Consider the following 20,137-nt stretch of genomic DNA (forward strand, 5'->3'; position numbering starts at 1 on the left):
GGCTTCTCGCGCAGTTCCCCGCGCCCCTGAAAAGCAGGGGCTGCGCCCCACGCTTTTCGCTTCCAGGGGCGCGGGGAACTGCGCGGCCAGCCCCCACTCACCCGCACCCGCCGACGAAACCCGTACCCCCGAACTCATGGGTGCCCGGCCAGCCGGCGGAGCCAAGTCGCTCGTATGCTCGAACAATGACGACTTCCGCGACCCCTGGATCCGGCGCCCACGGCCACACCGGCCCGACCGAGAACTCCATGCGGCGTGCGCTGAAACGTGCCAGGGACGGCGTGGCGCTCGATGTGACCGAGGCGGCGGTGCTGCTGCAGGCGCGCGGCGCGGCGCTGGAGGATCTGGCCGCGTCGGCCGCGCGGGTGCGGGACGTGGGCCTGCGGGAGGCCGGGCGGCCCGGTGTCATCACGTACTCGAAGAGCGTCTTCATCCCGCTGACCCGGCTGTGCCGGGACAAGTGCCACTACTGCACCTTCGTCACCGTGCCGGGCAAGCTGCGCCGGGCCGGGCACGGGATGTTCATGTCGCCGGACGAGGTGCTGGACGTGGCCCGCAAGGGCGCCGCGCTCGGCTGCAAGGAAGCGCTGATCACCCTCGGCGACAAGCCGGAGGACCGCTGGCCGGAGGCGCGCGAGTGGCTCGACGCGCACGGCTACGACGACACGATCGCGTACGTCCGGGCCATCTCCATCCGCATCCTGGAGGAGACGGGCCTGCTCCCGCACCTCAACCCGGGCGTGATGTCGTGGACGGACTTCCAGCGACTCAAGCCGGTGGCGCCCTCGATGGGCATGATGCTGGAGACGACCGCGACCCGGCTGTGGTCGGAGCCGGGCGGGCCCCACTACGGCTCCCCGGACAAGGAACCGGCCGTGCGCCTGCGCGTCCTGGAGGACGCGGGCCGCTCCTCCGTCCCCTTCACCTCCGGCGTCCTCATCGGGATCGGCGAGACGTACGAGGAGCGGGCCGACTCCCTCTTCGCCCTCCGCAAGGTCTCCCGCGCCTACCACGGCGTCCAGGAACTGATCATCCAGAACTTCCGCGCCAAGCCGGACACCGCGATGCGCGGCATGCCGGACGCGGAGCTGGACGAACTGGTCGCCACGGTGGCCGTCGCCCGGCTCCTCATGGGCCCGTCGGGCTGTATCCAGGCCCCGCCGAACCTCGTCGACAGCGAGTACGAGCGGCTGATCGGCGCCGGGATCGACGACTGGGGCGGGGTCTCCCCGCTCACCATCGACCATGTGAACCCCGAGCGCCCCTGGCCGCAGATCGAGGAGCTCACCGAGCGGTCCCGCGCCGCCGGTTTCGAGCTCCGCGAACGCCTCTGCGTCTACCCGGAGTTCGTCTCGCGCGGCGAGCCCTGGCTCGACCCCCGACTCCTGCCGCACGTACGGGCGCTGGCCGACCCGGAGACCGGGCTCGCGCGCCCGGACGCCGTCGTCGAGGGCCACCCGTGGCAGGAACCCGAGGAGGTGTTCGTGGCGACCGGCCGTACGGATCTCCACACCTCGATCGACTCCGAGGGGCGTACGTCCGACCGCCGCGACGACTTCGACTCCGTCTACGGCGACTGGGGCGCCCTGCGGGAGGCGGCGGCGCCCGGAATGGTCCCCGAGCGCATCGACACGGACGTACGCGCGGCGCTGGCGACGGCGGCCGACGACCCGACGAAGCTGTCGGACGCCGAGGCGCTGGCCCTGCTGCACGCGGACGGGCCGGCGCTGGACGCCCTCACCGGGATCGCGGACGACGTCCGGAAGTCGGCCGTCGGTGACGACGTCACGTACATCGTCACCCGGAACATCAACTTCACGAACGTCTGCTACACCGGCTGCCGCTTCTGCGCCTTCGCGCAGCGCCGCACGGACGCCGACGCGTACACGCTCTCCCTCGACCAGGTCGCCGACCGCGCCCAGCAGGCGTGGGACCTCGGCGCGGTCGAGGTCTGCATGCAGGGCGGCATCCACCCGGACCTGCCGGGGACGGCGTACTTCGACATCGCGAAGGCCGTGAAGACCCGCGTCCCCGGCATGCATGTCCACGCCTTCTCCCCGATGGAGGTGGTGAACGGCGCGACCCGGACCGGCATGTCCATCCGCGAGTGGCTGACGGCCGCGAAGGAGGCGGGCCTCGACTCCGTTCCCGGCACGGCGGCGGAGATCCTCGACGACGAGGTGAGGTGGGTCCTCACCAAGGGCAAACTCCCCACCGCCACCTGGATCGAGGTCATCTCCACCGCCCACGAACTGGGCATCCGCTCCTCCTCGACGATGATGTACGGCCACGTCGACCAGCCCCGCCACTGGCTGGGCCACCTCCGCACCCTGGCCGGCATCCAGCAACGCACCGGCGGCTTCACGGAGTTCGTGACGCTCCCCTTCATCCACACCAACGCGCCGGTGTACCTGGCCGGCATCTCCCGCCCCGGCCCCACCATGCGCGACAACCGCGCCGTCACCGCCATGGCCCGCCTCCTCCTCCACCCCTGGATCCCCAACATCCAGACCAGCTGGGTCAAACTCGGCACCGAGGGCGCCGCCGAAATGCTCCGCTCCGGCGCGAACGACCTGGGCGGCACCCTGATGGAGGAGACCATCTCCCGCATGGCGGGCTCCTCCTACGGCTCCTACAAGTCGGTCAAGGACCTCATCGCGGTCGCCGACGCGGCAGGCCGCCCCGCCAAGCCCCGCACCACCCTCTACGCCGACGTCCCGGAGGAACGGCAACGGGCGGCGGCGGTGTCGGACGGCCACCTGCCGGAGCTGCTGCCGGTGCTGGACTGACGTCGGCGGCGGACAGGCCGGAAAACCCTTTCAGCGGTGTCCGTGCCCCCTGTTAGCCTCCTCCGGCCCGTGCGACCCACGGGCACGAGGAAGCTCACAGGGGGAGGGACAGTTGGAGAGGTCGAAGAGATCCGGCGGCCGGGTACTGCTGGCGTTGGGGTGCTGCGTGGCAGCCATGGCGGCGACCACGTCCGCAGTGGCGCACGCGGCGGAGAACCTGCCGCCGAAACAGCCGCTCGTGCGGGATCTGAAGATCGGCGGCAAGGCCTGCGGAGCGGGCGACAACAAGGCGTTCCTCGCCGAGTCGCGGCCTGTCGTCAACGCCGTTCTGCACGACACCGACGGCGGGCGCGTCAGCGGTGAGTTCGAGGCCTGGTGGAAGGACACCGAGGGCGTCGAGCAGCGCAGGACCCTCACGACCACCGCGAAGGCGTCGGGCAGCCCGTTCACCTTCGCACTGCCATGGGACGACCTCCCCGCGAACACCGTCGTCTCCTGGCACGTCCGGGCCGACGACGGTACGGCGAAGTCGCCCTGGAGCTCCGAAAGCGCGGGCTCGGCCTGCGAGTTCGTGTACGACGACGTCAATCCGGAGAAGGCGGCGGTCACCTCCCCCGAGTACCCCGAGGACGTGCTGTGGGTGGATGGAGTGGGCGTCTACGGCCACTTCACCATGGACTCGCCCTCCGAGGACGTCGTGGCCTACCGCTACGGCTTCCTCCGCGGCCCGAACGGGACCGCCCGGCCGGACGAACCCGGTGGCTCCGTGAGCCTCCCCTTCCTGCCGCTCACCTCGGGCCCCGACACTCTGACGGTGCGCGCCGTCGACCGTGCCGGGCGCAGCAGCGGCGAGACCTCGTACCGCTTCTTCGTGAAGTCCGGCCGCGGACCCGTCGCGCACTGGAAGCTCGGCGATCCCGCCGGCTCCACGACAGCGGCGGCCGAGACCGGTGCCCCGGCCGACGCCGGCGACGGTGTGACCTTCGGCGGACCGGCCCCCACGGGCACGGGCCTCGCCTCCACGGCCACCCTGGACGGCAGCGGTGACGGCTACCTGACGCCGGACGCCCCGGTCGTCGCCGATCCCCGGAAGACGTTCGCGGTGAGTACCTGGGCACGGCCCGCGCGGACCGACCGGACCATGACCGTCCTGAGCCAGGACGCGGGCGGGTCCGCGGGCTTCGCTCTCGGGCTGACCGCCCGGGACGAGGCGCCCGTCTGGTCGTTCACCCTCGGCGGGGCCCGCGTGTCGGGCGGCGCACCCGAGACCGGGGAATGGGCCCACCTGCTGGGCGTGTACGACGCGGAGACGGGCGAGGCCCAGCTGTATGTCAACGGCGACCCGGTCGATACGACGGCCGAGGCCGCACCCGGCGAAGCCGTCGGCGCCTTCCAGATCGGCCGCGCCCGTGACGGCCACTCCTTCCGCGACCACTGGCACGGCGAAGTCGGCGGTATCAGGGTCCACGACCGGGTCGTCGTACCCGACGAGGCGGCCGACCTGGCGCACCGCAAGCCGCGGGCACTCGGCCACTGGTCGCTGGAGAACGCGTCGGACGGCGCCAGTGCCGAGCAGGGCGGCGGTACGCCGCTGAAGCTGGGCCCAGGCGCGACGATCCACCGCGGCCCGGACGGCTCCTGCCTCCCGGACCTCGACCCCGATTGCCCCGTGGTGCCGTACGCGCTGGTCGGTGACGGCCATCTCGCGCTCGACGGCGAGACGGGGCACGCGGCCACGGACGGGCCCGTCGTCGACACGTCCGACAGTTTCTCCATCGGCGTCGTCGTACGCCTCGCCGACGCCGAGCCCACCCGCCCGATGACCGTGCTGTCCCAGGGTGGTGAGCACACCGACGCGTTCAGGGTGCGCTACGAGCCCTCCACGTACGCCTGGCAGCTGCTCATGCCGAACGCGGACGAACCGGGTGCCCCGGAGACCGTCGTGGCCCAACTGGCGATGGCGGACGGCGGAGAGGGCGACGGGCACCGGATCGCGGTCGTCTACGACGACGCCACCGACAAGATCAAGCTCTTCCTGGACGGCGCCCTCGACACCGGCTCCACCGCCGACTTCGCGGGCGGCGTGCTCAGTTCCGGCCCGCTGCAGGTCGGCAGGGCCCAGGTCGGCGACGGCTGGGGCGAGCACCTCCACGGCGACGTCGACGAGGTGCACGCGTTCGCCGGCGCCCTGGCCGACAACGAGATCAACCAACTGGGCTGGGGCACCGAGCCCTGCCTCTGCTGAGAACCGTTCGACCGCTGTTTCCCATGGGCTGTGGCCCCCGCCGGTGTTCTGGACGGCGGGGGCCACAGCCCTTCGCCCGAGGTGACGGCGGCCCCCTCCCCGAAGTGCCGGCGGTCGCTTGTGGCCATGCCCAGCTGATCGACGAGCGCCTGTCCGGGTACCGTCAGGGAGACCGGGCACGGGGGTGAGACCGATGAGGGCGACGCGGCCTTCGATGCAGGAGTTGATCGGGCGCCGGAAGCGGGCCGGGTTCGTGGGGCGGCGTAGTGAACTGGAGCTGTTCCGGGGGAACTTCGATACGGCGCCGGAGGACGAGCGGCACACGTTCGTGTTCCATGTGCACGGCACGGCGGGGGTCGGCAAGTCCTCGCTCGTGCGGGAGCTGGAGGCCGTGGCGACGCAGCGGAAGGCGCTCACCGCCTGCACCGACGAGACGGTGAACAGCGTGCCGGAGGCCATGGCGGCGATCAGCGCGCGGTTCGCCCGGCAGGGCGCCGAGTTGAAGGCGCTGGACAAGCTGCTGGCCGCCTACCGCCAGCGCCGGCACGAGGCGGACACGGCGTCGGCCGCGCTGGAGGCGGGGCCGGACGCGGGCGCGCCCGCGCCGCCCTCGGCGGGCGGGCTGGCGGTGTCGCAGGCCGGGCTGATCGGGCTGGGCATGGTCCCGTTCGTGGGTGCCTTCGCGGGGGCGGTCGACCCCGCTCAAGTCGCCCAGGGGACGGACAGGTTGAGGGCCGCGCTGAGCGCGCGGTTCCGCAACCACGACGACGTGCAGCTGGTCCTGGAGCCGCTGAAGGTCCTGACCCCGGTGTTCGTCGCGGAACTGGACCGCGTGGCGGCCGACGTCCCCTGGATCACGCTCTTCTTCGACACCTACGAGCGGACCGCGCCCTTCCTCGACGCCTGGCTCCTCGACCTCGTCACCACGGACCGGCACGGCGCCCTCCCCGCCAACGTGATCCTCACCCTGGCCGGCCAGCACGGCCCCGACCCGGTCCGCTGGGGCGACTACGCCGGCATCGTCACCGAGCTGGCCCTGGAGCCGTTCACGGAGTCCGAGGCACGGCAACTGCTCGCCGCGAAGCGGGTGGTGGACGAGGACGTCGTACGCGAGGTGCTGCGGCTCTCCGGCGGGCTGCCGGTGCTCGTGTCGACGCTGGCCAAGGACGCGGGCGGCGCGCCGGGCACGGTGGACGACCCCGCCGCCACCGCCGTGGAGCGCTTCCTGAAGTGGGAACGGGATCCGGCCCGGCGGGCGACCGCGCTCGCCTGCGCGCTGCCGCGCTGGCTGGACGAGGACGTGCTCAGGGCGGCCGTGGACCACGAGGAGACCGCGGGGCTGTACGAGTGGCTGCGCGGACTGCCGTTCGTGAGCGAGCGGGAGGGCCCGGCCCGCTACCACGACGTGGTCCGCACGGCCATGCTCAGGCTCCAGCGCGTCCGGGGGCCACGGCAGTGGGCCGAACGGCACACCCGGCTCGCGGAGGCGTTCGGCGGCTGGCGGGCGGACGCGGAGGAGGGGCTGGAACCGGACGCGCTGTGGCTCGACGAGCCCTGGCGGGAGCTGCGGTTCGAGGAGTCGTACCACCAGCTCTGCGCGCGCCCCCAGGCCGCCCTGGGCCCGGTGCTCGCCGATGTCGTCCGGGCCTGCCTCGCGGGCCAGGTGGCGGTCCGCGGCTATGCCCAGGTGCTCTCCGACGCGGGAGAACAGGCGGACGCGGCGGTGCTGCGAACGTGGGGCCGCGACCTTCTCGAAGCGCTGTCGGCCGAGTCGGACGAGTCGGCGGGACCGCTGCCCGTTCTGGGGCTGCTGCTGGACCGGGCGGCCCTCGACGCGTCCGGGCAGGCCATGGCGCACTTCCTGCGGGGCCAGGAACTCCGGCGGGGCAGGGAGTACGAGCGGGCGCTCGCCGAGTACGACAGGGCCGTCGCGCTGGACCCGGCGTCGGCGGTCGCGTACCACGGCCGTGGTCTCACCCACCGCGGGCTGCGTGACGACGACGCGGCCCTGGCCGACCTGCGACGCGCGGACGAACTGTCCCCCGGTACCGCCCACATCCTCTTCGACCTCGGTGAGGTCCTACGGCTCACGGGCCGCCACCAGGACGCCGTCGACACCTTCGACCGCGTCCTCGCCCTCGACCCCTCGGACGAGGCGGCGCTGGCCAGCCGCGCCCACAGCAGGGTCGCCCTGGGCGACCCGGACGGCGCCCTCGCCGACTTCGACCGGGCGCTGCGGATCGACGAGGAGTACCTGTGGGCCCTGGTCCACCGGGCCCGGCTGTACCGCGACCTGGACCGCCCCGACGAGGCGTTCACGGACCTCGACCGGGCGGTGGAACTCGCCCCCGACAACGCGTGGATGGCCTCCGAACGGGGGGACGCCTACCGTCTGGAGGGCCGGTACGCGGAAGCCGTCGAGGAGCTCGGGCGGGCCTGCGCGCTCGACCCCGACTACGCGTCCGCCCACGCCTCACGGGGATACGCGCTCGCACGGCTGCACCGCGACGAGGAGGCACGCGCGGCCTTCGACCGGGCGATCGAGCTGAGCCCCGCCTACGTCTGGGCCCTGGTGCACCGTGGCCGGCTGCGGCGCGACACGGGGGACGGGGCGGGCGCGCTCGCCGACCTCGACCGGGCCGTCGCGGCCGACCCGTCCGGTGCCTGGCCGCTCGCCGAGCGGGCCGCGACGCACACGCACGCGGGCCGCCACGAGGAGGCGCTGGCCGACTACGACCTCGCGCTGGAGCGGGAGCCGGAGTTCGCCGCGGCCGTCGAGCTGAGGACCGGCGTCCTGCTCGCGCTCCGCCGGCACGAGGAGGCGATCATCGAACTCGACCGGGTGCTGCGCGCGGACCCGGACGACGCGTTCACCCTGGAGGTCAGGGGCTGGGTGCAGCTGGCACGGCGGCGGTACCTCGAAGCCGTAGGGGACATGGACCGGGTCCTCTCCCTCCGACCGGACAGAGCCGGCCCGTACGTGGCTCGCGCGAGGGCGTACATCGCCATCGGGCGGCTCGACCGGGCGCTCGCCGACCTCGATCAGTGCGTCCGACGGGACGAGGACGCCGAGTGGGCACGCGGCAGAACCATCGACGTCCTCCTCTGGCAGGGGCGGTACGACGAGGCGCTGGAGAGGCTGGACGACGCGCGCGCGGCGGCGGAGGAGCGGCGCGAGACCACGACCATGTACCGGTGCTGGTACGCCGACGTCATGACCGGGCGGTGGGAACGGGCTCGGCACACCGCCGAGTGGCTGCGCGCGAACGACGCCGACGAAGGCCCCGTCGCGGCGGCCCTGACGGTGGGCCTGCGGGAGGGCTCACGCACCGCCGAGCCCCTGTGGGGCGAGATCGCGGGGGACGCGGAGTCGACGGCCCACCACCAGGCCCTCGCCGACTGCGGGTTGGGGCACTGGGCGCAGGCCGACGCGAAGTTCGCCGAGGCGCTGGCCCTGGACCCCGACTGGGAGGACCTGGCCGACCTGGCCCACCTCCTCTCCCTGCTGTCCCGCACCCCCGACGCCGACCCGGCACTCTTCGGCCCCCGCATCGCCCGGCTCACCGCGGCCCGCGACGCGTTCCGGGACCGGTACGCGGTGGAGACGGCAGGGGCGGCGGAGGCGGCGGAGTAGCGGAGCCGGTGAGCCGACGAGTGCCGCCCGGGTCGGCGGTGCGGCTCAGTCGGTCACCGTCCGTCGTTCCGTCGTTCCGTCGTTCCGTCGTTCCGTCGTTCCGTCGTTCCGTCGGTCAGTCGGCCAGTCGGCCAGTCGGCCAGTCGGTCAGTCGGTCAGTCGTTCGCGGTCGCCCGGTCGCCCGTCGGCAGGTACGTCACCATCAGCACCACCCCGCTCAGCAGGAACACGCGCAGCGCGGCGTCGAGGCCGTTCCAGTCGCCGGACTGCCACATGACGAAGTACTCGCCGCCGATGGCGATGAAGCCGGCGCCGAAGAGGAGCAGCACCATCAGCAGACCGAGGGTGCTGTAGCGGCGGGCGGTGTGGAAGGCGCGGTGGCCGAGGGCCCGGGCCCAGAAGTAGGTGGCCGCGATGAGGAGCAGGGCCGAGACGGTCTCCCAGATGATGATGAGGACGTAGGCCGCGTCCTGGACGCCCTTGGACTCGATGGCCCGCCACATGAGGTCCTCGTCCTTGAACGTGGTGTCCATGGCGAAGACATGGCGGACGAACTGCTGGTTCGTGCCGAAGTCGGTGATGTTGCTGAACGCGACGAGCGCCATGTAGAGGGCGACCGTGCCGACGAGCAGCGTCGAGGCGAGGGGAAGGAGTGAGCCGCGGGGGGTCTGGGTTTCAGCCATGGTCCAACTATGTGCGGGGGGCGTGGACCAACCCCAGGGGTTTTTCGGCGCATTGGATCACCGTGGGACCCGCCGATGGCGAAAAACCGTGGAGTGACGCTGCCGGAGCAGGCCCCAGCCCTGGGCGAGGATCGACCGGTTCAGCCCGGACTTCTGCGCCACGTTCTGGCCGGGCCGCTCCACGGTTCCCTTCGCGGAGCGGGTCATCGTCTTGATGTTCAGCTTCTCGAACCGGACAAGGTCATAGCAGCGGGCGAGCATGGTGCTGGTCTTCTCGCACCAGTCCTTGCGCCGGTTCGCCTCCCGTGCCTTGAGCCTGGCGGCCTTCGCGTACTCGGCCGCCTTGGCCTTGCCGCCCTTGGGGGCGCGAGCAGCCCGCCGCTGGTGCTTGCGGATCTGCGGGCGCCCGCTCGCGGGTGGTGAGCTGGGGGCAGTTCAGCTTCCGGCCGTCGGAGAGGGTGGCGGTGACGGTGACACCCCGGTCGATGCCGATCACCGCACCCGTGCCGGGTACCGGGGTCGGCTCGGGGATGACCGCGAACGCGATGTGCCACTGCCCGTTGCGGAAGGTGACCCGGAACGTTTTCGCGTCGGGCAGCTGCGCACCCTTGCCCTTTGCGCTGAGGCGAAAGCGGACCCACCCGCAGCCGGGCACCTTCACCTGCGCCCCCCGCCGGTTCAGCTTCTGCACGACCACCGACCGGCCCACGGCTCCATGCCGGCCTCACCACCGTCTCCCCGGAGACGCCGAATCGCTCTGGCGGCGATTCGGCTTTCCCCTGCCCCGCTACGCGGGAACGGACATTCACCCCGGCCCCGAAGGACCGGGCACCCCGCCCGGCGAGCAAGGTGGGCGACCGGCTGATCCGGTGTGTCTCAAATGACGTTTGGCGCTCTCCAAGAGCCCTGAACGGACCGTTCTCATTCCATTACAGTGCTGGACTGTCGAACCGTACGGGCGTACGGATGTACAGACGTACTGACGTGCGGGTCGGGCAAGGGCCGTGAGGAGGCCGGGGTGGGTGCGACAGCCGGTGCCGTCTGGGGGCGGGTCGAGCAGCAGGACTTCCGCAGCCGGGTGCGCGGGACGCTGCTGGGCGCGGCCGTCGGCGACGCGCTGGGCGCGCCGGTCGACCAGCTCACCCTGGCGCAGATCGGTGAGGCGTACGGCCCGGAGTGGCTGACCGATCTGGCCTCCGCGTACGGCAGGCGCGGCGCGATCACCGACCTCACCCAGCTGACCCTGTTCACCGTCGACGGCCTGATACGCGCCCAGGTCCGCCGCGACACCGGTGTCTGGCATCCGCCGACCGATCTGCACCGGGCGTATCTGCGCTGGGCCGCGACCCAGCGGGACTGGGGTCCCGACGAACGCCGCAAGGACGACGGCTGGCTCGCCCGCGAGGAGTGGCTCTACGCCCGCCGTGACCCCTCCCTCATCTGCCTCCTGGGCTTCGCCGACGGGACCATGGGCACGCTCGACGCCCCCAAGAACCCCGGCGCGTGTGGCGCCGAGGCCGCCGCCCGCTCCGCCCCCTTCGGCCTCCTCGTCGGCTGGGAACCCCAACTCGTCTTCCAACTGGCCGTGGAGTGCGCGGCCCAGACCCACGGTGCTCCCACCGCCTATCTGGCCGCCGGCTCGTACGCCGTCATCGTCCACGCCCTCGCGCGCGGGGAGAGCCTCGACGCCGCCGTCCAGAAGACCCTGGTGCTGCTGGCCGCGCGCCCAGGCCACCAGCCCGTCTCCGACGCCCTGCAACAGGCCGTCGCCGCCGTACGCCAGACCCCGCCGACCCCCGCCGTCGTCGAGCAGCTGGCCGGGGACGGCGCGGCGGCGGGCCTGCTGGCCGTCGCCGTGTACTGCACCCTGGTCGGCGAGGACGTACGCCACGGCCTGTGCCTCGCCGTCAACCACGGGGGCCCTTCGGGAGCCGCCGGTGCCCTGACGGGCGGCCTCCTCGGGGCCCTCCACGGCGAGACCGCCCTGCCCCCCGCCTGGCTCGCGGAACTGGAGGGCCGCCCCACGATCCTCGTCCTCGCCGACGACTTCGCCCTCGAAATGACCCAGGGCCCGTCCCTGCACGCCCCGGGCGGGGCGGTACCGGGCTGGCTCACACGGTATCCGCGGGCCTGAGGCGGGAGCGTGGCGGAAGCCAAGGTCGCGTCCTGGCCCGCGTCCTGGGCCGGGGGCCAGGGCGGATAGCGTGCCGACCATGGCTGACTGGAACATACGCCCGGCGCTGGCGACGGACATCGAGCCCGTGGCCGAGCTGCGTGCCACGGTCATGCGCCCCGACCTCGAACGCCTCGGCCGCTACGACCCCCACCGCGTCCGCCAACGCCTCCGCGACGCCTTCGACCCGTTCCACACCTGGATCATCGAGGTCGACGGCACCTTCGCCGGCTGCGTGGCCCTCCGCCCGGCCCCCGACGCCCTCTGGCTGGAGCACTTCTATCTGGCCCCCAACCTCCAGGGCACCGGCATCGGCACCGCCGTACTCCACGACCTCCTCACCCGCCGCGCCCCCACCGGCCTCCCGGTCCGTCTGAACGTCCTGCGGGGCAGCCCGGCCAGGCGCCTCTACGAACGCCACGGCTTCCGTCTGGAGACCGAGGACGCGGTGGATGTGTTCATGGTGCGCGAATCGGTGCGGGGCGAATCGGCGTAACGCCGACCGGTGTCGGGCGCCCCGCCGTCCCGTCAGGCGTCGCCGCGAAGGGCGTCGAGGACGTGGGGCCAGGCGGTCGCGCCGAGGAGGGCGTCGGCCTCGGGGGTGCCGCCGTGGCGGAACCGGGGGGACGCCGGGGCGGGGCTCTCGCCGGGAAGGCGCGGGCGGTGACCGGCGTCGGGGTGGGCGATCAGGCGTACGGGCGCTCCGGCCGCGCGTCGGCGTTCGGCCAGCCGCTCGGCGGAGGGCAGGGACGGCCACATCGCGTCGTCACCGCCCGCCATCAGCAGAAGATCGGCCCGGGCCCTGTCCACGGGGATCTCGGCCGCCGGGAGCAACTCGGCGAACGTCCGCTCGCTGCACTCGTACCACCCACGCACGGCGACCGGCCCGCTGTCACCCGACTTCGCGGAAGTCGCGGAAGTCGCGGAACTCGCCGAATTCGTGGGAGTCGCGGGCGTCCAGGAATCGTCCAGCGGTACGAACGGCAGCGGACGGCCCCGCCAGGTCCACGAGGACCGGTAGGGACGGTGCTCTCCGTCCAGGCCCGGCCCGATGTTGCACCAGACCAGGGACGTGGGCGACAGCGCGACGACGACGTCCACCCGCGGATCGCGCACCGCCGTGAGCAGCGCCGCCTCGGCCCCCTTGGAGACGCCCAGGATCCCGACGCGTGCCGCCCCGTGCGCCCGGAGGAGGCCGACGGCGGCGGTGAAGGTCTCCAGGGGAACCTCACAGATCCCCGGCGGCTGCCCCGGCCCGCCGAACCAGCGGATCGCCAGCGCCGTCATGCCCTGCCGGGCGAGGAGACGCGCCCTCTCCCGCTCGACGCGCCCACTGGAACCCGCCAGGACCAGAACACCGACGTCACCGCCACGCGCGGGAGCGACCAGGACACCTTCCCAGGGCTCGGCCACCTCGCGCTCGACGACCTCGACATGCATGCGCCCCCCTGCCACCTGCTCTGCTCGCCAAAATGCGTTTCGTGCCGTGCACCGAGGCGCCCTACCGTAGCCCGGTGACCACTCAGATGATCATCCTCAACGGCGGTTCCAGCTCGGGGAAGTCCGGGATCGTACGGTGTCTGCAGGCCGAACTGCCGGACCAGTGGCTGGCGTTCGGCGCCGATTCCCTCATCGACGCGATGCCCGCGAGGATGCAGACGGCGGAGGGCGGTATCGAGTTCGCCGCGGACGGCGGGGTCAGCATCGGGGAGGACTTCCGCGCGCTGGAGCAGGCCTGGGCCCAGGGTGTCGTGACGATGGCCCGTGCGGGCGCCCGCATCCTCATCGACGACATCTTCCTCGGCGGAGCCGCGTCCCAGCGGCGCTGGGAGAAGCTCCTCGACGGCGTGGACGTGCTCTGGGTCGGGGTCCGCTGCGACAGCGCCGTGGCCGCCGGCCGCGAGATCGCCCGGGGGGACCGGATCCGGGGCATGGCCGAGGCCCAGGCGGACCTCGTCCACGAGGGCGTGCGCTACGACCTGGAGGTGGACACCACCCACACCGAGTCCCTGACCTGCGCCCGCACGATCGCGGCCCACATCGACTGAGCGACGGTCCGCGTGAGGGCCGCCCCGGGAAACCTCCCGGCACGACCCTCACAGCCTCACTCACGAACCCCCGTACTTCCGTGAGCCCCCTCAGACCCCACTCGGACTGGACGCGTCCTTGCCCTGGGCCGGTACCGCCGCTGCCCCCGCCCCGCCCCTGCCGTACCCGTCCCCGTCGCCGTCCGTGTTGATGACCTCGATGAGGGCGAGCCGCTCGGGTGTGTCCTCCGGCTTGATGAAGCCGATGACGATGTACAGGACCAGCGACACGGCCAGCGGGACGGACACCTGGTACTGCAGCGGCACCCCGCCCTCGACGTTCCAGTGGATCGGGTAGTTCACCAGCCAGAAGGCGAACAGACCGCACGCCCAGCTGGTGAGCGCCGCCGTCGGTCCGGACCGGCGGAACGGCCGCAGCAGACCCAGCATCATCGGGATGGCCATCGGGCCCATGAGCCCGGCGACCCACTTGATGACGACGGTGATGATGTCCTTGAAGGCGGGCGAGTTGACCTGCGTGGCCGCCGCCATCGACAGGCCGAGGAACACGACGGTCGCGATCCGGGCGACCCGCAGCCCCTGCCCCTCGCTCCACGTCCGTGCCCGGCGCCAGATCACCGGCGCGCAGTCCCGGGTGAAGACGGCGGCGATGGCGTTCGCGTCGGACGAGCACATGGCCATCGTGTGGGAGAAGAAGCCGACGATGACGAGGCCCAACAGCCCGTGCGGCAGCAGCTGTTCGGTCATCAGGGCGTACGAGTCCGAACCGTCGCCCTTCACCGACGTCACCAGCAGCGGCGACATCCACATCGGGAAGAACAGCACCAGCGGCCAGACCAGCCACAGGATCGCCGACAGCCGGGCGGAGCGCTCGGCCTCGTACGGGGTCGCCGTGGCCATGTAGCGCTGGGCCTGGTTGAGCATGCCGCCGTTGTACTCGAAGAGCTTGATGAACAGGAACGCGAGCAGGAAGACCGTGCCGTAGGGGCCCACCAGCGGTTCGGCGTGGCCCTTCAGCTCCGGGCGATCCCACACGCCGAAGAAGCCGCCGTAGTCGCCCAGTTTGCCCACCACGGCGACGAACATCGCGATGCCCGCCAGCAGTTGGATCACGAACTGGCCCAACTCCGTGAGCGCGTCCGCCCAGAGACCGCCGATGGTGCAGTAGACGGCCGTGATCGAACCGGTGATCAGGATGCCCTGGTTCAGGGAGATACCCGTGAAGACCGACAGCAGGGTCGCGATCGCGGCCCACTTCGCGCCGACGTCCACGATCTTCAGCAGCATGCCGGACCAGGCCAACGCCTGCTGGGTGCCCAGGTTGTAACGGTTCTTCAGATATTCGAGCGGGGAGGAGACATGCAGCCGTGAGCGCAGCCGGTTGATGCGCGGCGCGAACAGCTTGGAGCCGATGGCGATGCCGAGGGCGATGGGGAACGACCAGGTCACGAAGGATGTGACGCCATAGGTGTAGGCGATGCCGGCGTACCCGGTGAACATCACCGCGCTGTAGCCCGACATGTGGTGCGAGATACCGGAGAGCCACCAGGGCATTTTGCCGCCGGCGGTGAAGAAGTCACTGACGTTGTCCACGCGCTTGTGTGACCAGACGCCGATCGCGACCATCACACCGAAATAGCCGATGAGCACGGCCCAGTCGAGACTATTCATGGGCCCCCTTCCAGGGTCCGCCGCCAGGGTCAGCCATATGCCGGTCAGGCATGTGAACTCTGGGTTCGGTGGCATGCCCACGGCAAGCAAGCGGAAGGTCAAGAGGGGGTAAAATAGTTCCGAGCGATGACCTCGGTTCATGCATATGAATTGCGAGTGGCCGAAAAAGATCACCCTCGCCCTTGGGTGGGGTGTCGGTGAGGGCAGGTCAGCGCATCAGTTCCCCGGCGTTGACGAGCAGCGACTGGCCGGTGATCGCCCGTGCGCGGTCGGAGGCCAGGAAGACCGCCGCGTCCGCGACATCCCCGTCCGTGGCCAGCTCCGGCAGCGCCATCCGCTCGGTGAGCCGCGCCAGCACCTCCGCCTCGGGTACGCCCTCACCGTGCGCCGCGAACCGTACGTACGCCTCCACGGGCGGCCCCCACATCCAGCCCGGCAGCACGGTGTTGACCCGGATCCGGTGCGGCCCCAGCTCCCGGGCCAGCGAGTACATCGCGCTCGTCAGCGCGCCCTTGGACGCCGCGTACGCCGCCTGCCGCACCTGCGAGGGCGCGGCCACCGCCGACTGGGTGCCGATGATGACGACCGACCCGCCGCCCGCCGCCTTCAGCGCGGGCAGACAGGCCCGGGTCATCCGCAGGGTGCCCAGCAGATTCACGTCCAGGACCGCCTGCCAGGTGGTGAAGTCGGCGTCCTCAAGGCCCCCGAAGTAGCTGTCCCAGGCCGCCACATGCACCACCGCGTGCACACCCCCGAACCGCTCCCGCGCGAGCGCCGCGAGCGCCGTGCACTGCGCCTCGTCGGTGATGTCGGTCGCCCGGTACGCCGTGTGCGCGCCGTCCGGGTCCACGTCCGCCGCGGCCTTGGCGAGATTCGCCTCCGTGCGCGCCCCCAGCACGGCGTTCCCGCCGTCCCGTACGACCGCCGCGGCGACCCGCTGACCCAGCCCGGCCCCGACTCCCGAGACGACGACGGTCTTTCCCGCGAGCAGTGACATCGGAGACCTCCCGGGCTCTGGCCAATTATCTGACGGAGCGTCAGAGTATGGGCGACCGCAGGAGGACGGAAGGGGAAGCACATGAGCGAGGGCGAGCGCACGGGCGAGGGCCGGCGCGCGGGTGCGGGCGGGCTTCCACGCGACGGTGGCCTCCCGCGCGAGGACACCCGCAGCGCCACGTACGCCGAACTGGCCGCCGTCGGCCCGTACGGCGTCCACCCCGGCCACGCCCTGATCACGATGGTCGAGCCGCACCCGGGCCACGAGTACGCGTACAACCGCTGGTACGAGGACGACCACTACTACGCGGGCGCGATGGCCATGCCCTGGATGTTCGCGGGCCGCCGCTGGGTGGCCACCCGGGACCTCCAACTCCTGCGCACACCCGAGAAGTCGGCGGTCGCCCAGCCGGTCACCGCCGGCTGCTACCTCTCCACGTACTGGATCACCGACGGCCGCTACGACGACCACATGCGGTGGACCGTCGCCATCAACAAACGCCTGAACCGCGACGCACGCGTCCACCAGGACCGTACGCATGTCTTCACTGCCTTCCAGGACCACGAGGCGACCGTCTACCGGGACGGCGACACCGGCCCCCGTGACTTCCACGCGCTGGACCACCCCTATCAGGGGCTCGTGCTGGAGGTCGTGGACGCCGAGGACGAGACCCGGCGCGCCGAACTGCTGCGGTGGCTGGTTTCCGAGCATCTGCCCGGCCGGCTGACCGGTTCCCCCGCGGCGATGGTGACCGTCTTCCGGCCGACCCCGCTGCCCACCGACCGTATGACGTACGTGAAGCAGGTCGAGGGCGTCGACACCCGTCTCACCCTGCTGTGGTTCCTGGAGGCCGACCCGAGGGAGAACTGGGCGGAGCACTTCGCCGACTTGGGGGAGGCGGTCACCGAAGGCGGGCTGGGGAGGCTGGAGTTGCTGGCGCCGTTCGTGCCCACGGTGCCGGGGACGGACAGGTACGTGGACCGGCTGCGGTGATGCCGCCGTCACCCCGTGACGAGGATGCGGGCTGGGGGTGAGGGCAAGGCCGAGCCCCCTCGGCCAGGACGGCGGGCCGGTCGAGAGGGCTCTTTCGGTGGTGCCTTGTGAAGTTGTCGTGCCGGTGGATCTGTCGTGCGAGTGAAGCTGTCGTGCCGGTGAAGCTGTCGCTCAGGCGCTCGGACGAGGGCCGGAACGGTGTCTCAGGCCTTGACGGAGGAGACGAAGGTGTTCCACGCGTCGGCGGGGAACGCCAGGGTGGGGCCGTCGGTGACCTTGGAGTCCCGGACTGCCATGGCCGACAGGACGGGGGACTTGATCTCGACGCACGCGCCGTTTCCCTGGGAGTAAGAGGACTTGACCCACCCGTCCGTGGCGCCTTGCTGAATTGCCATTTCTGCTCCGGTGCTGGTTCGTCGCTGAATTGCTGTCGCCGCGCCGCGAGTTCCTTCCGGAGCCCGCGGTTCGGTTTACGCCAAGACTGCTGACCTCTTGGCGTGATCGACGCTACTCGTCAGCATCGGCAGACGAAGCGACTATTCACTCGTGCGGGTGGCATATTCCATTATGGTCTTCCATTGACGCGTGTGGAGGGTGTATCGTCCGGCGCTTCCTCGTTCAGGAGTGCGCAAGGGCGTCTGGAATCGCTCGGAGGGACGAGCGCCCGAAAGCCCGTTCCTCACCTGCTCACCCCCTTGCTCGCTCGCCCGCCCACGCTCTCAACGCGCGTACTCCTTCGCGACGTTCTCGATGAACTGCCGCGACTGTTCCACGTTCAGAGCCTGCGCCCGAAGGTGCTCGTACATGACGGTGTACTTCTGGACGTCGTGCGGCTTCTCCAGATAGAGATCACTCGTCACGCCCTCGATGTACACCACACTCGAATCGGCCGCGTCGACGAATTCCAGAATGGCGTACTGGCCGTTGATGCCCGGATGGGCTCCCACCTCGAACGGCAGTACCTGCACCGTGACATGGGGCACCTGGGACAACTCGGCGAGATGCTCCAGCTGTTCGCGCATCACCGACCGGGAGCCCACCACTCGGCGCAGGGCCGCCTCGTCCAACACCGTCCACAGCCGCAGGGGGTTGTTGTCGGTGGTGACGCGATCCTGGCGCCGTATGCGGACCTCGACGCGCTTGTCGATCTCCGTCGCGGAGGTCTCGGGCAGCGCCCCTCTGATGATGGCCTCGGCGTACGCCCGGCTCTGCAGCAGCCCCGGTACGACCTGGGGGTCGTAGACGCGCAGCGACTCCGCGTCCGTCTCCAGGCCGATGTAGACGCTGTACGGGACATCGCCGAACGCGTGCCACCAGCCCTGCTGGCGAGAGTCCTTGGCCATCTGCATCAGGGAGTCGACGAGGCGCTGGTCCTCGACCTCGTAGACCCCGCAGAGGTCGCGGACGTCGCGCTGGCTGATGCTGCGGCGGCCGTTCTCCAGGCGGCTGATCTTCGACTGGGAGACCAGCAGCCGCTCGGCGACCTCCTCGGCGGTCATACCCTTGAGCTCGCGGAGCCGACGCAGCTCCTGGCCCAACCGGCGTCGCCTGACAGTGGGATTGACATTGGACGCCACGGGACGTGCACCTCCGGCTGCGTGCCTCTACTTTGCGTATCTGCTGTTGAGCAGATTGCCACCAAGGTGCTGAGTACCGCTGGAAAACAGCGGATATGCGCTGCGCACGCGCCGTTTGCGCCGGTGTTTTTCCGCCGGAGAGGGATCTCCGCCGGACGGCCGCGCGACATCCGCGACCGCTTGTTCGCGTGCCATGGACGCGCCTGCCTCGGATGCGCCTGCCTTGGAAGTGTGTGCCTTGGATGCGCCTGCCATGGGCGCGACCATCGCGGACGCCGCGACACACACCACCGCGGCATCGCGAACATGCGGTCGCGCGGGGCGTGTACGGCCGCGTCTACGGCCGCACACGCCCCGCGCGAACCGGCGGCTCCCGAACCGGGTCCTGGGGGTCCCTACGGCGGTTCGGTGCCGGCGGTGCAGGCAGCGTGAGTGCTGCGGGGTGGTGCGAGTGGTACCGGTGCTGCGCGTGATGCATGTGGTGCGGTGGGCGGGACCCGCGGCTCTGGGGTCCGGCGCCCACGCGTACCTCGGTGCCTCGGCGCTAGCCTCGGCGGGTGCTTCTCAGTGCGCCACCACGCGGGCCATCGAGCCGCGTCGTGGCTGCATCGGAACGCCGCGCGCGGGTTCCGGTGCGGGTGGCCTGGCGCCGGGGGCGGCCTGACGGCCGGTCGGTGCCGGGCTGCGGCGTGGCTGTGCGGCCACGCCGTTCTGCACGTCCATGACGGCGTGGGCCACCAGGCCACCCATGGGGTCGTGCCGGATCAGGTCCCGTAGCCGGGAGCGGGACGAGCGTCCCTCGTTCCCCGGATACAGGTGCTTGCCGAGGCCGACCGCGTGCGCCAGGGCGGCGAGCGCCGCGGTCCGCGGGTCCGGCGGTACGCCGGTGCGGATCGCGGAGTCCAGCCGGGCACGTATCTCCCGGCTGATCTCGGTCTGACTCGACTGGTAGCGAGTCGTCGGCAGCACTCCACACATCTGGCCCGCCACGGCATGCACCATGCCGCACCGCTCCAGATGCGAGAGATAGGTCTGGCGGAGCCCGAGACGCGGCCCGCCAATCCAGTTGACCGCCCGTACGGGAGCGCCACGCCTTCGCAGCAACTCCAACGCGCAGTCCAGTGTCGGATCTCCAGTCGGCCGTGGGGACACCACGGCGATACGATCCCCGTCAGGGGCTATCCGCCCGGCCAGCGCCAGCTCCACTAGCTGTGCTCCGGCCAGACCAAGGTCGAGCGACTGCGGCTGTGCGGTGGTACCCGTGGTCGGGTCCAACGCCAGCAGAAGAAGCTCTTCCGGAATCGTTCTGCGGCTCCTGCCCATCCAT

The 20,137-nt window shown here is 71.5% G+C and carries 15 protein-coding genes and 1 pseudogene; 7 read left to right on the top strand and 9 right to left on the bottom strand.

What is annotated here, in order from left to right:
* Positions 1-185 precede the first annotated feature (185 nt).
* From ABT147_RS29795 to ABT147_RS29805, 3 genes are all read left to right on the top strand, one after another.
* Positions 186-2,789 carry a bifunctional FO biosynthesis protein CofGH gene (locus ABT147_RS29795; protein ID WP_351411748.1) on the top strand — a complete coding sequence of 868 codons (2,604 nt, stop codon included), beginning with the start codon at positions 186-188 and terminating at the stop codon, positions 2,787-2,789.
* A gap of 175 nt (positions 2,790-2,964) precedes the next feature.
* Positions 2,965-5,034, top strand: coding sequence for a LamG domain-containing protein (locus ABT147_RS29800; RefSeq protein WP_351411938.1), 2,070 nt, complete (start codon positions 2,965-2,967; stop codon positions 5,032-5,034).
* A gap of 214 nt (positions 5,035-5,248) precedes the next feature.
* Positions 5,249-8,668, top strand: a complete 3,420-nt coding sequence (locus ABT147_RS29805) for a tetratricopeptide repeat protein (protein ID WP_351411750.1) — start codon at positions 5,249-5,251, stop codon at positions 8,666-8,668.
* Positions 8,669-8,823: 155 nt separating this feature from the next.
* Here ABT147_RS29805 and ABT147_RS29810 read toward each other — a convergent pair whose 3' ends face one another.
* The 3 genes and pseudogenes from ABT147_RS29810 to ABT147_RS29820 form a co-directional block, all read right to left on the bottom strand.
* Positions 8,824-9,351 carry a DUF2165 domain-containing protein gene (locus tag ABT147_RS29810; RefSeq protein WP_351411753.1) on the bottom strand — a complete coding sequence of 176 codons (528 nt, stop codon included), beginning with the start codon at positions 9,349-9,351 and terminating at the stop codon, positions 8,824-8,826.
* Positions 9,352-9,408: 57 nt separating this feature from the next.
* Complete coding sequence (locus ABT147_RS29815; RefSeq protein WP_351411755.1) at positions 9,409-9,558, bottom strand: hypothetical protein; 150 nt, start codon at positions 9,556-9,558, stop codon at positions 9,409-9,411.
* A gap of 48 nt (positions 9,559-9,606) precedes the next feature.
* Positions 9,607-9,747: pseudogene (locus ABT147_RS29820) on the bottom strand (RNA-guided endonuclease TnpB family protein); the annotation flags it as partial.
* 622 nt (positions 9,748-10,369) lie between these two features.
* Here ABT147_RS29820 and ABT147_RS29825 point away from each other — a divergent pair.
* Together ABT147_RS29825 and ABT147_RS29830 are read left to right on the top strand one after the other, a co-directional pair.
* The gene (locus ABT147_RS29825; protein WP_351411757.1) at positions 10,370-11,485 is read left to right on the top strand and encodes an ADP-ribosylglycohydrolase family protein; all 1,116 of its coding nucleotides are present in this window, start codon (positions 10,370-10,372) and stop codon (positions 11,483-11,485) included.
* Between the two features lie 79 nt (positions 11,486-11,564).
* Positions 11,565-12,020: a GNAT family N-acetyltransferase gene (locus ABT147_RS29830; RefSeq protein ID WP_351411759.1), complete on the top strand. Its 456-nt coding sequence runs from the start codon at positions 11,565-11,567 to the stop codon at positions 12,018-12,020.
* 32 nt (positions 12,021-12,052) lie between these two features.
* On the opposite strand, the gene ABT147_RS29835 is transcribed toward ABT147_RS29830, so the two are convergent.
* Positions 12,053-12,964 carry an acyl-CoA thioester hydrolase/BAAT C-terminal domain-containing protein gene (locus ABT147_RS29835; RefSeq protein ID WP_351411762.1) on the bottom strand — a complete coding sequence of 304 codons (912 nt, stop codon included), beginning with the start codon at positions 12,962-12,964 and terminating at the stop codon, positions 12,053-12,055.
* A 74-nt stretch (positions 12,965-13,038) separates the two neighbouring features.
* Here ABT147_RS29835 and cpt point away from each other — a divergent pair, with 74 nt between their 5' ends.
* Positions 13,039-13,572, top strand: coding sequence for a chloramphenicol phosphotransferase CPT (gene cpt / locus ABT147_RS29840; RefSeq protein WP_351411764.1), 534 nt, complete (start codon positions 13,039-13,041; stop codon positions 13,570-13,572).
* A 90-nt stretch (positions 13,573-13,662) separates the two neighbouring features.
* Here cpt and ABT147_RS29845 read toward each other — a convergent pair whose 3' ends face one another.
* Both ABT147_RS29845 and ABT147_RS29850 read right to left on the bottom strand, forming a co-directional pair.
* Positions 13,663-15,243: a sodium:solute symporter family protein gene (locus ABT147_RS29845; protein WP_351411766.1), complete on the bottom strand. Its 1,581-nt coding sequence runs from the start codon at positions 15,241-15,243 to the stop codon at positions 13,663-13,665.
* A gap of 208 nt (positions 15,244-15,451) precedes the next feature.
* Entirely contained in the window at positions 15,452-16,240 is a 789-nt protein-coding gene (locus tag ABT147_RS29850; RefSeq protein ID WP_086746708.1) for an SDR family oxidoreductase, read from the bottom strand.
* Between the two features lie 81 nt (positions 16,241-16,321).
* Between ABT147_RS29850 and ABT147_RS29855 the strand changes: the two genes are divergently transcribed.
* Positions 16,322-17,233, top strand: a complete 912-nt coding sequence (locus ABT147_RS29855; protein WP_351411769.1) for a hypothetical protein — start codon at positions 16,322-16,324, stop codon at positions 17,231-17,233.
* 203 nt (positions 17,234-17,436) lie between these two features.
* Here ABT147_RS29855 and ABT147_RS29860 read toward each other — a convergent pair whose 3' ends face one another.
* From ABT147_RS29860 to ABT147_RS29870, 3 genes are all read right to left on the bottom strand, one after another.
* The gene (locus tag ABT147_RS29860; protein WP_351411771.1) at positions 17,437-17,628 is read right to left on the bottom strand and encodes a DUF397 domain-containing protein; all 192 of its coding nucleotides are present in this window, start codon (positions 17,626-17,628) and stop codon (positions 17,437-17,439) included.
* 324 nt (positions 17,629-17,952) lie between these two features.
* Positions 17,953-18,810, bottom strand: a complete 858-nt coding sequence (locus ABT147_RS29865) for a helix-turn-helix domain-containing protein (RefSeq protein ID WP_351411773.1) — start codon at positions 18,808-18,810, stop codon at positions 17,953-17,955.
* Between the two features lie 564 nt (positions 18,811-19,374).
* Entirely contained in the window at positions 19,375-20,133 is a 759-nt protein-coding gene (locus ABT147_RS29870) for a GOLPH3/VPS74 family protein (protein ID WP_351411775.1), read from the bottom strand.
* Positions 20,134-20,137: the final 4 nt, after the last annotated feature.

It is taken from the genome of Streptomyces sp. NPDC001868 (assembly GCF_040297125.1).
In the GTDB taxonomy this organism is placed as follows: Bacteria; Actinomycetota; Actinomycetes; order Streptomycetales; family Streptomycetaceae; genus Streptomyces.

What these genes read in the sequence shown, in the direction of transcription:
- ABT147_RS29795 (WP_351411748.1), top strand. Translation starts at nt 186, where the DNA reads ATGACGACTTCCGCGACCCCTGGATCCGGCGCCCACGGCCACACCGGC.
- ABT147_RS29800 (WP_351411938.1), top strand. Translation starts at nt 2,965, where the DNA reads ATGGCGGCGACCACGTCCGCAGTGGCGCACGCGGCGGAGAACCTGCCG.
- ABT147_RS29805 (WP_351411750.1), top strand. Translation starts at nt 5,249, where the DNA reads ATGCAGGAGTTGATCGGGCGCCGGAAGCGGGCCGGGTTCGTGGGGCGG.
- ABT147_RS29810 (WP_351411753.1), bottom strand. Translation starts at nt 9,351, where the DNA reads ATGGCTGAAACCCAGACCCCCCGCGGCTCACTCCTTCCCCTCGCCTCG.
- ABT147_RS29815 (WP_351411755.1), bottom strand. Translation starts at nt 9,558, where the DNA reads ATGACCCGCTCCGCGAAGGGAACCGTGGAGCGGCCCGGCCAGAACGTG.
- ABT147_RS29830 (WP_351411759.1), top strand. Translation starts at nt 11,565, where the DNA reads ATGGCTGACTGGAACATACGCCCGGCGCTGGCGACGGACATCGAGCCC.
- ABT147_RS29835 (WP_351411762.1), bottom strand. Translation starts at nt 12,964, where the DNA reads ATGCATGTCGAGGTCGTCGAGCGCGAGGTGGCCGAGCCCTGGGAAGGT.
- ABT147_RS29845 (WP_351411766.1), bottom strand. Translation starts at nt 15,243, where the DNA reads ATGAATAGTCTCGACTGGGCCGTGCTCATCGGCTATTTCGGTGTGATG.
- ABT147_RS29850 (WP_086746708.1), bottom strand. Translation starts at nt 16,240, where the DNA reads ATGTCACTGCTCGCGGGAAAGACCGTCGTCGTCTCGGGAGTCGGGGCC.
- ABT147_RS29855 (WP_351411769.1), top strand. Translation starts at nt 16,322, where the DNA reads ATGAGCGAGGGCGAGCGCACGGGCGAGGGCCGGCGCGCGGGTGCGGGC.
- ABT147_RS29860 (WP_351411771.1), bottom strand. Translation starts at nt 17,628, where the DNA reads ATGGCAATTCAGCAAGGCGCCACGGACGGGTGGGTCAAGTCCTCTTAC.
- ABT147_RS29870 (WP_351411775.1), bottom strand. Translation starts at nt 20,133, where the DNA reads ATGGGCAGGAGCCGCAGAACGATTCCGGAAGAGCTTCTTCTGCTGGCG.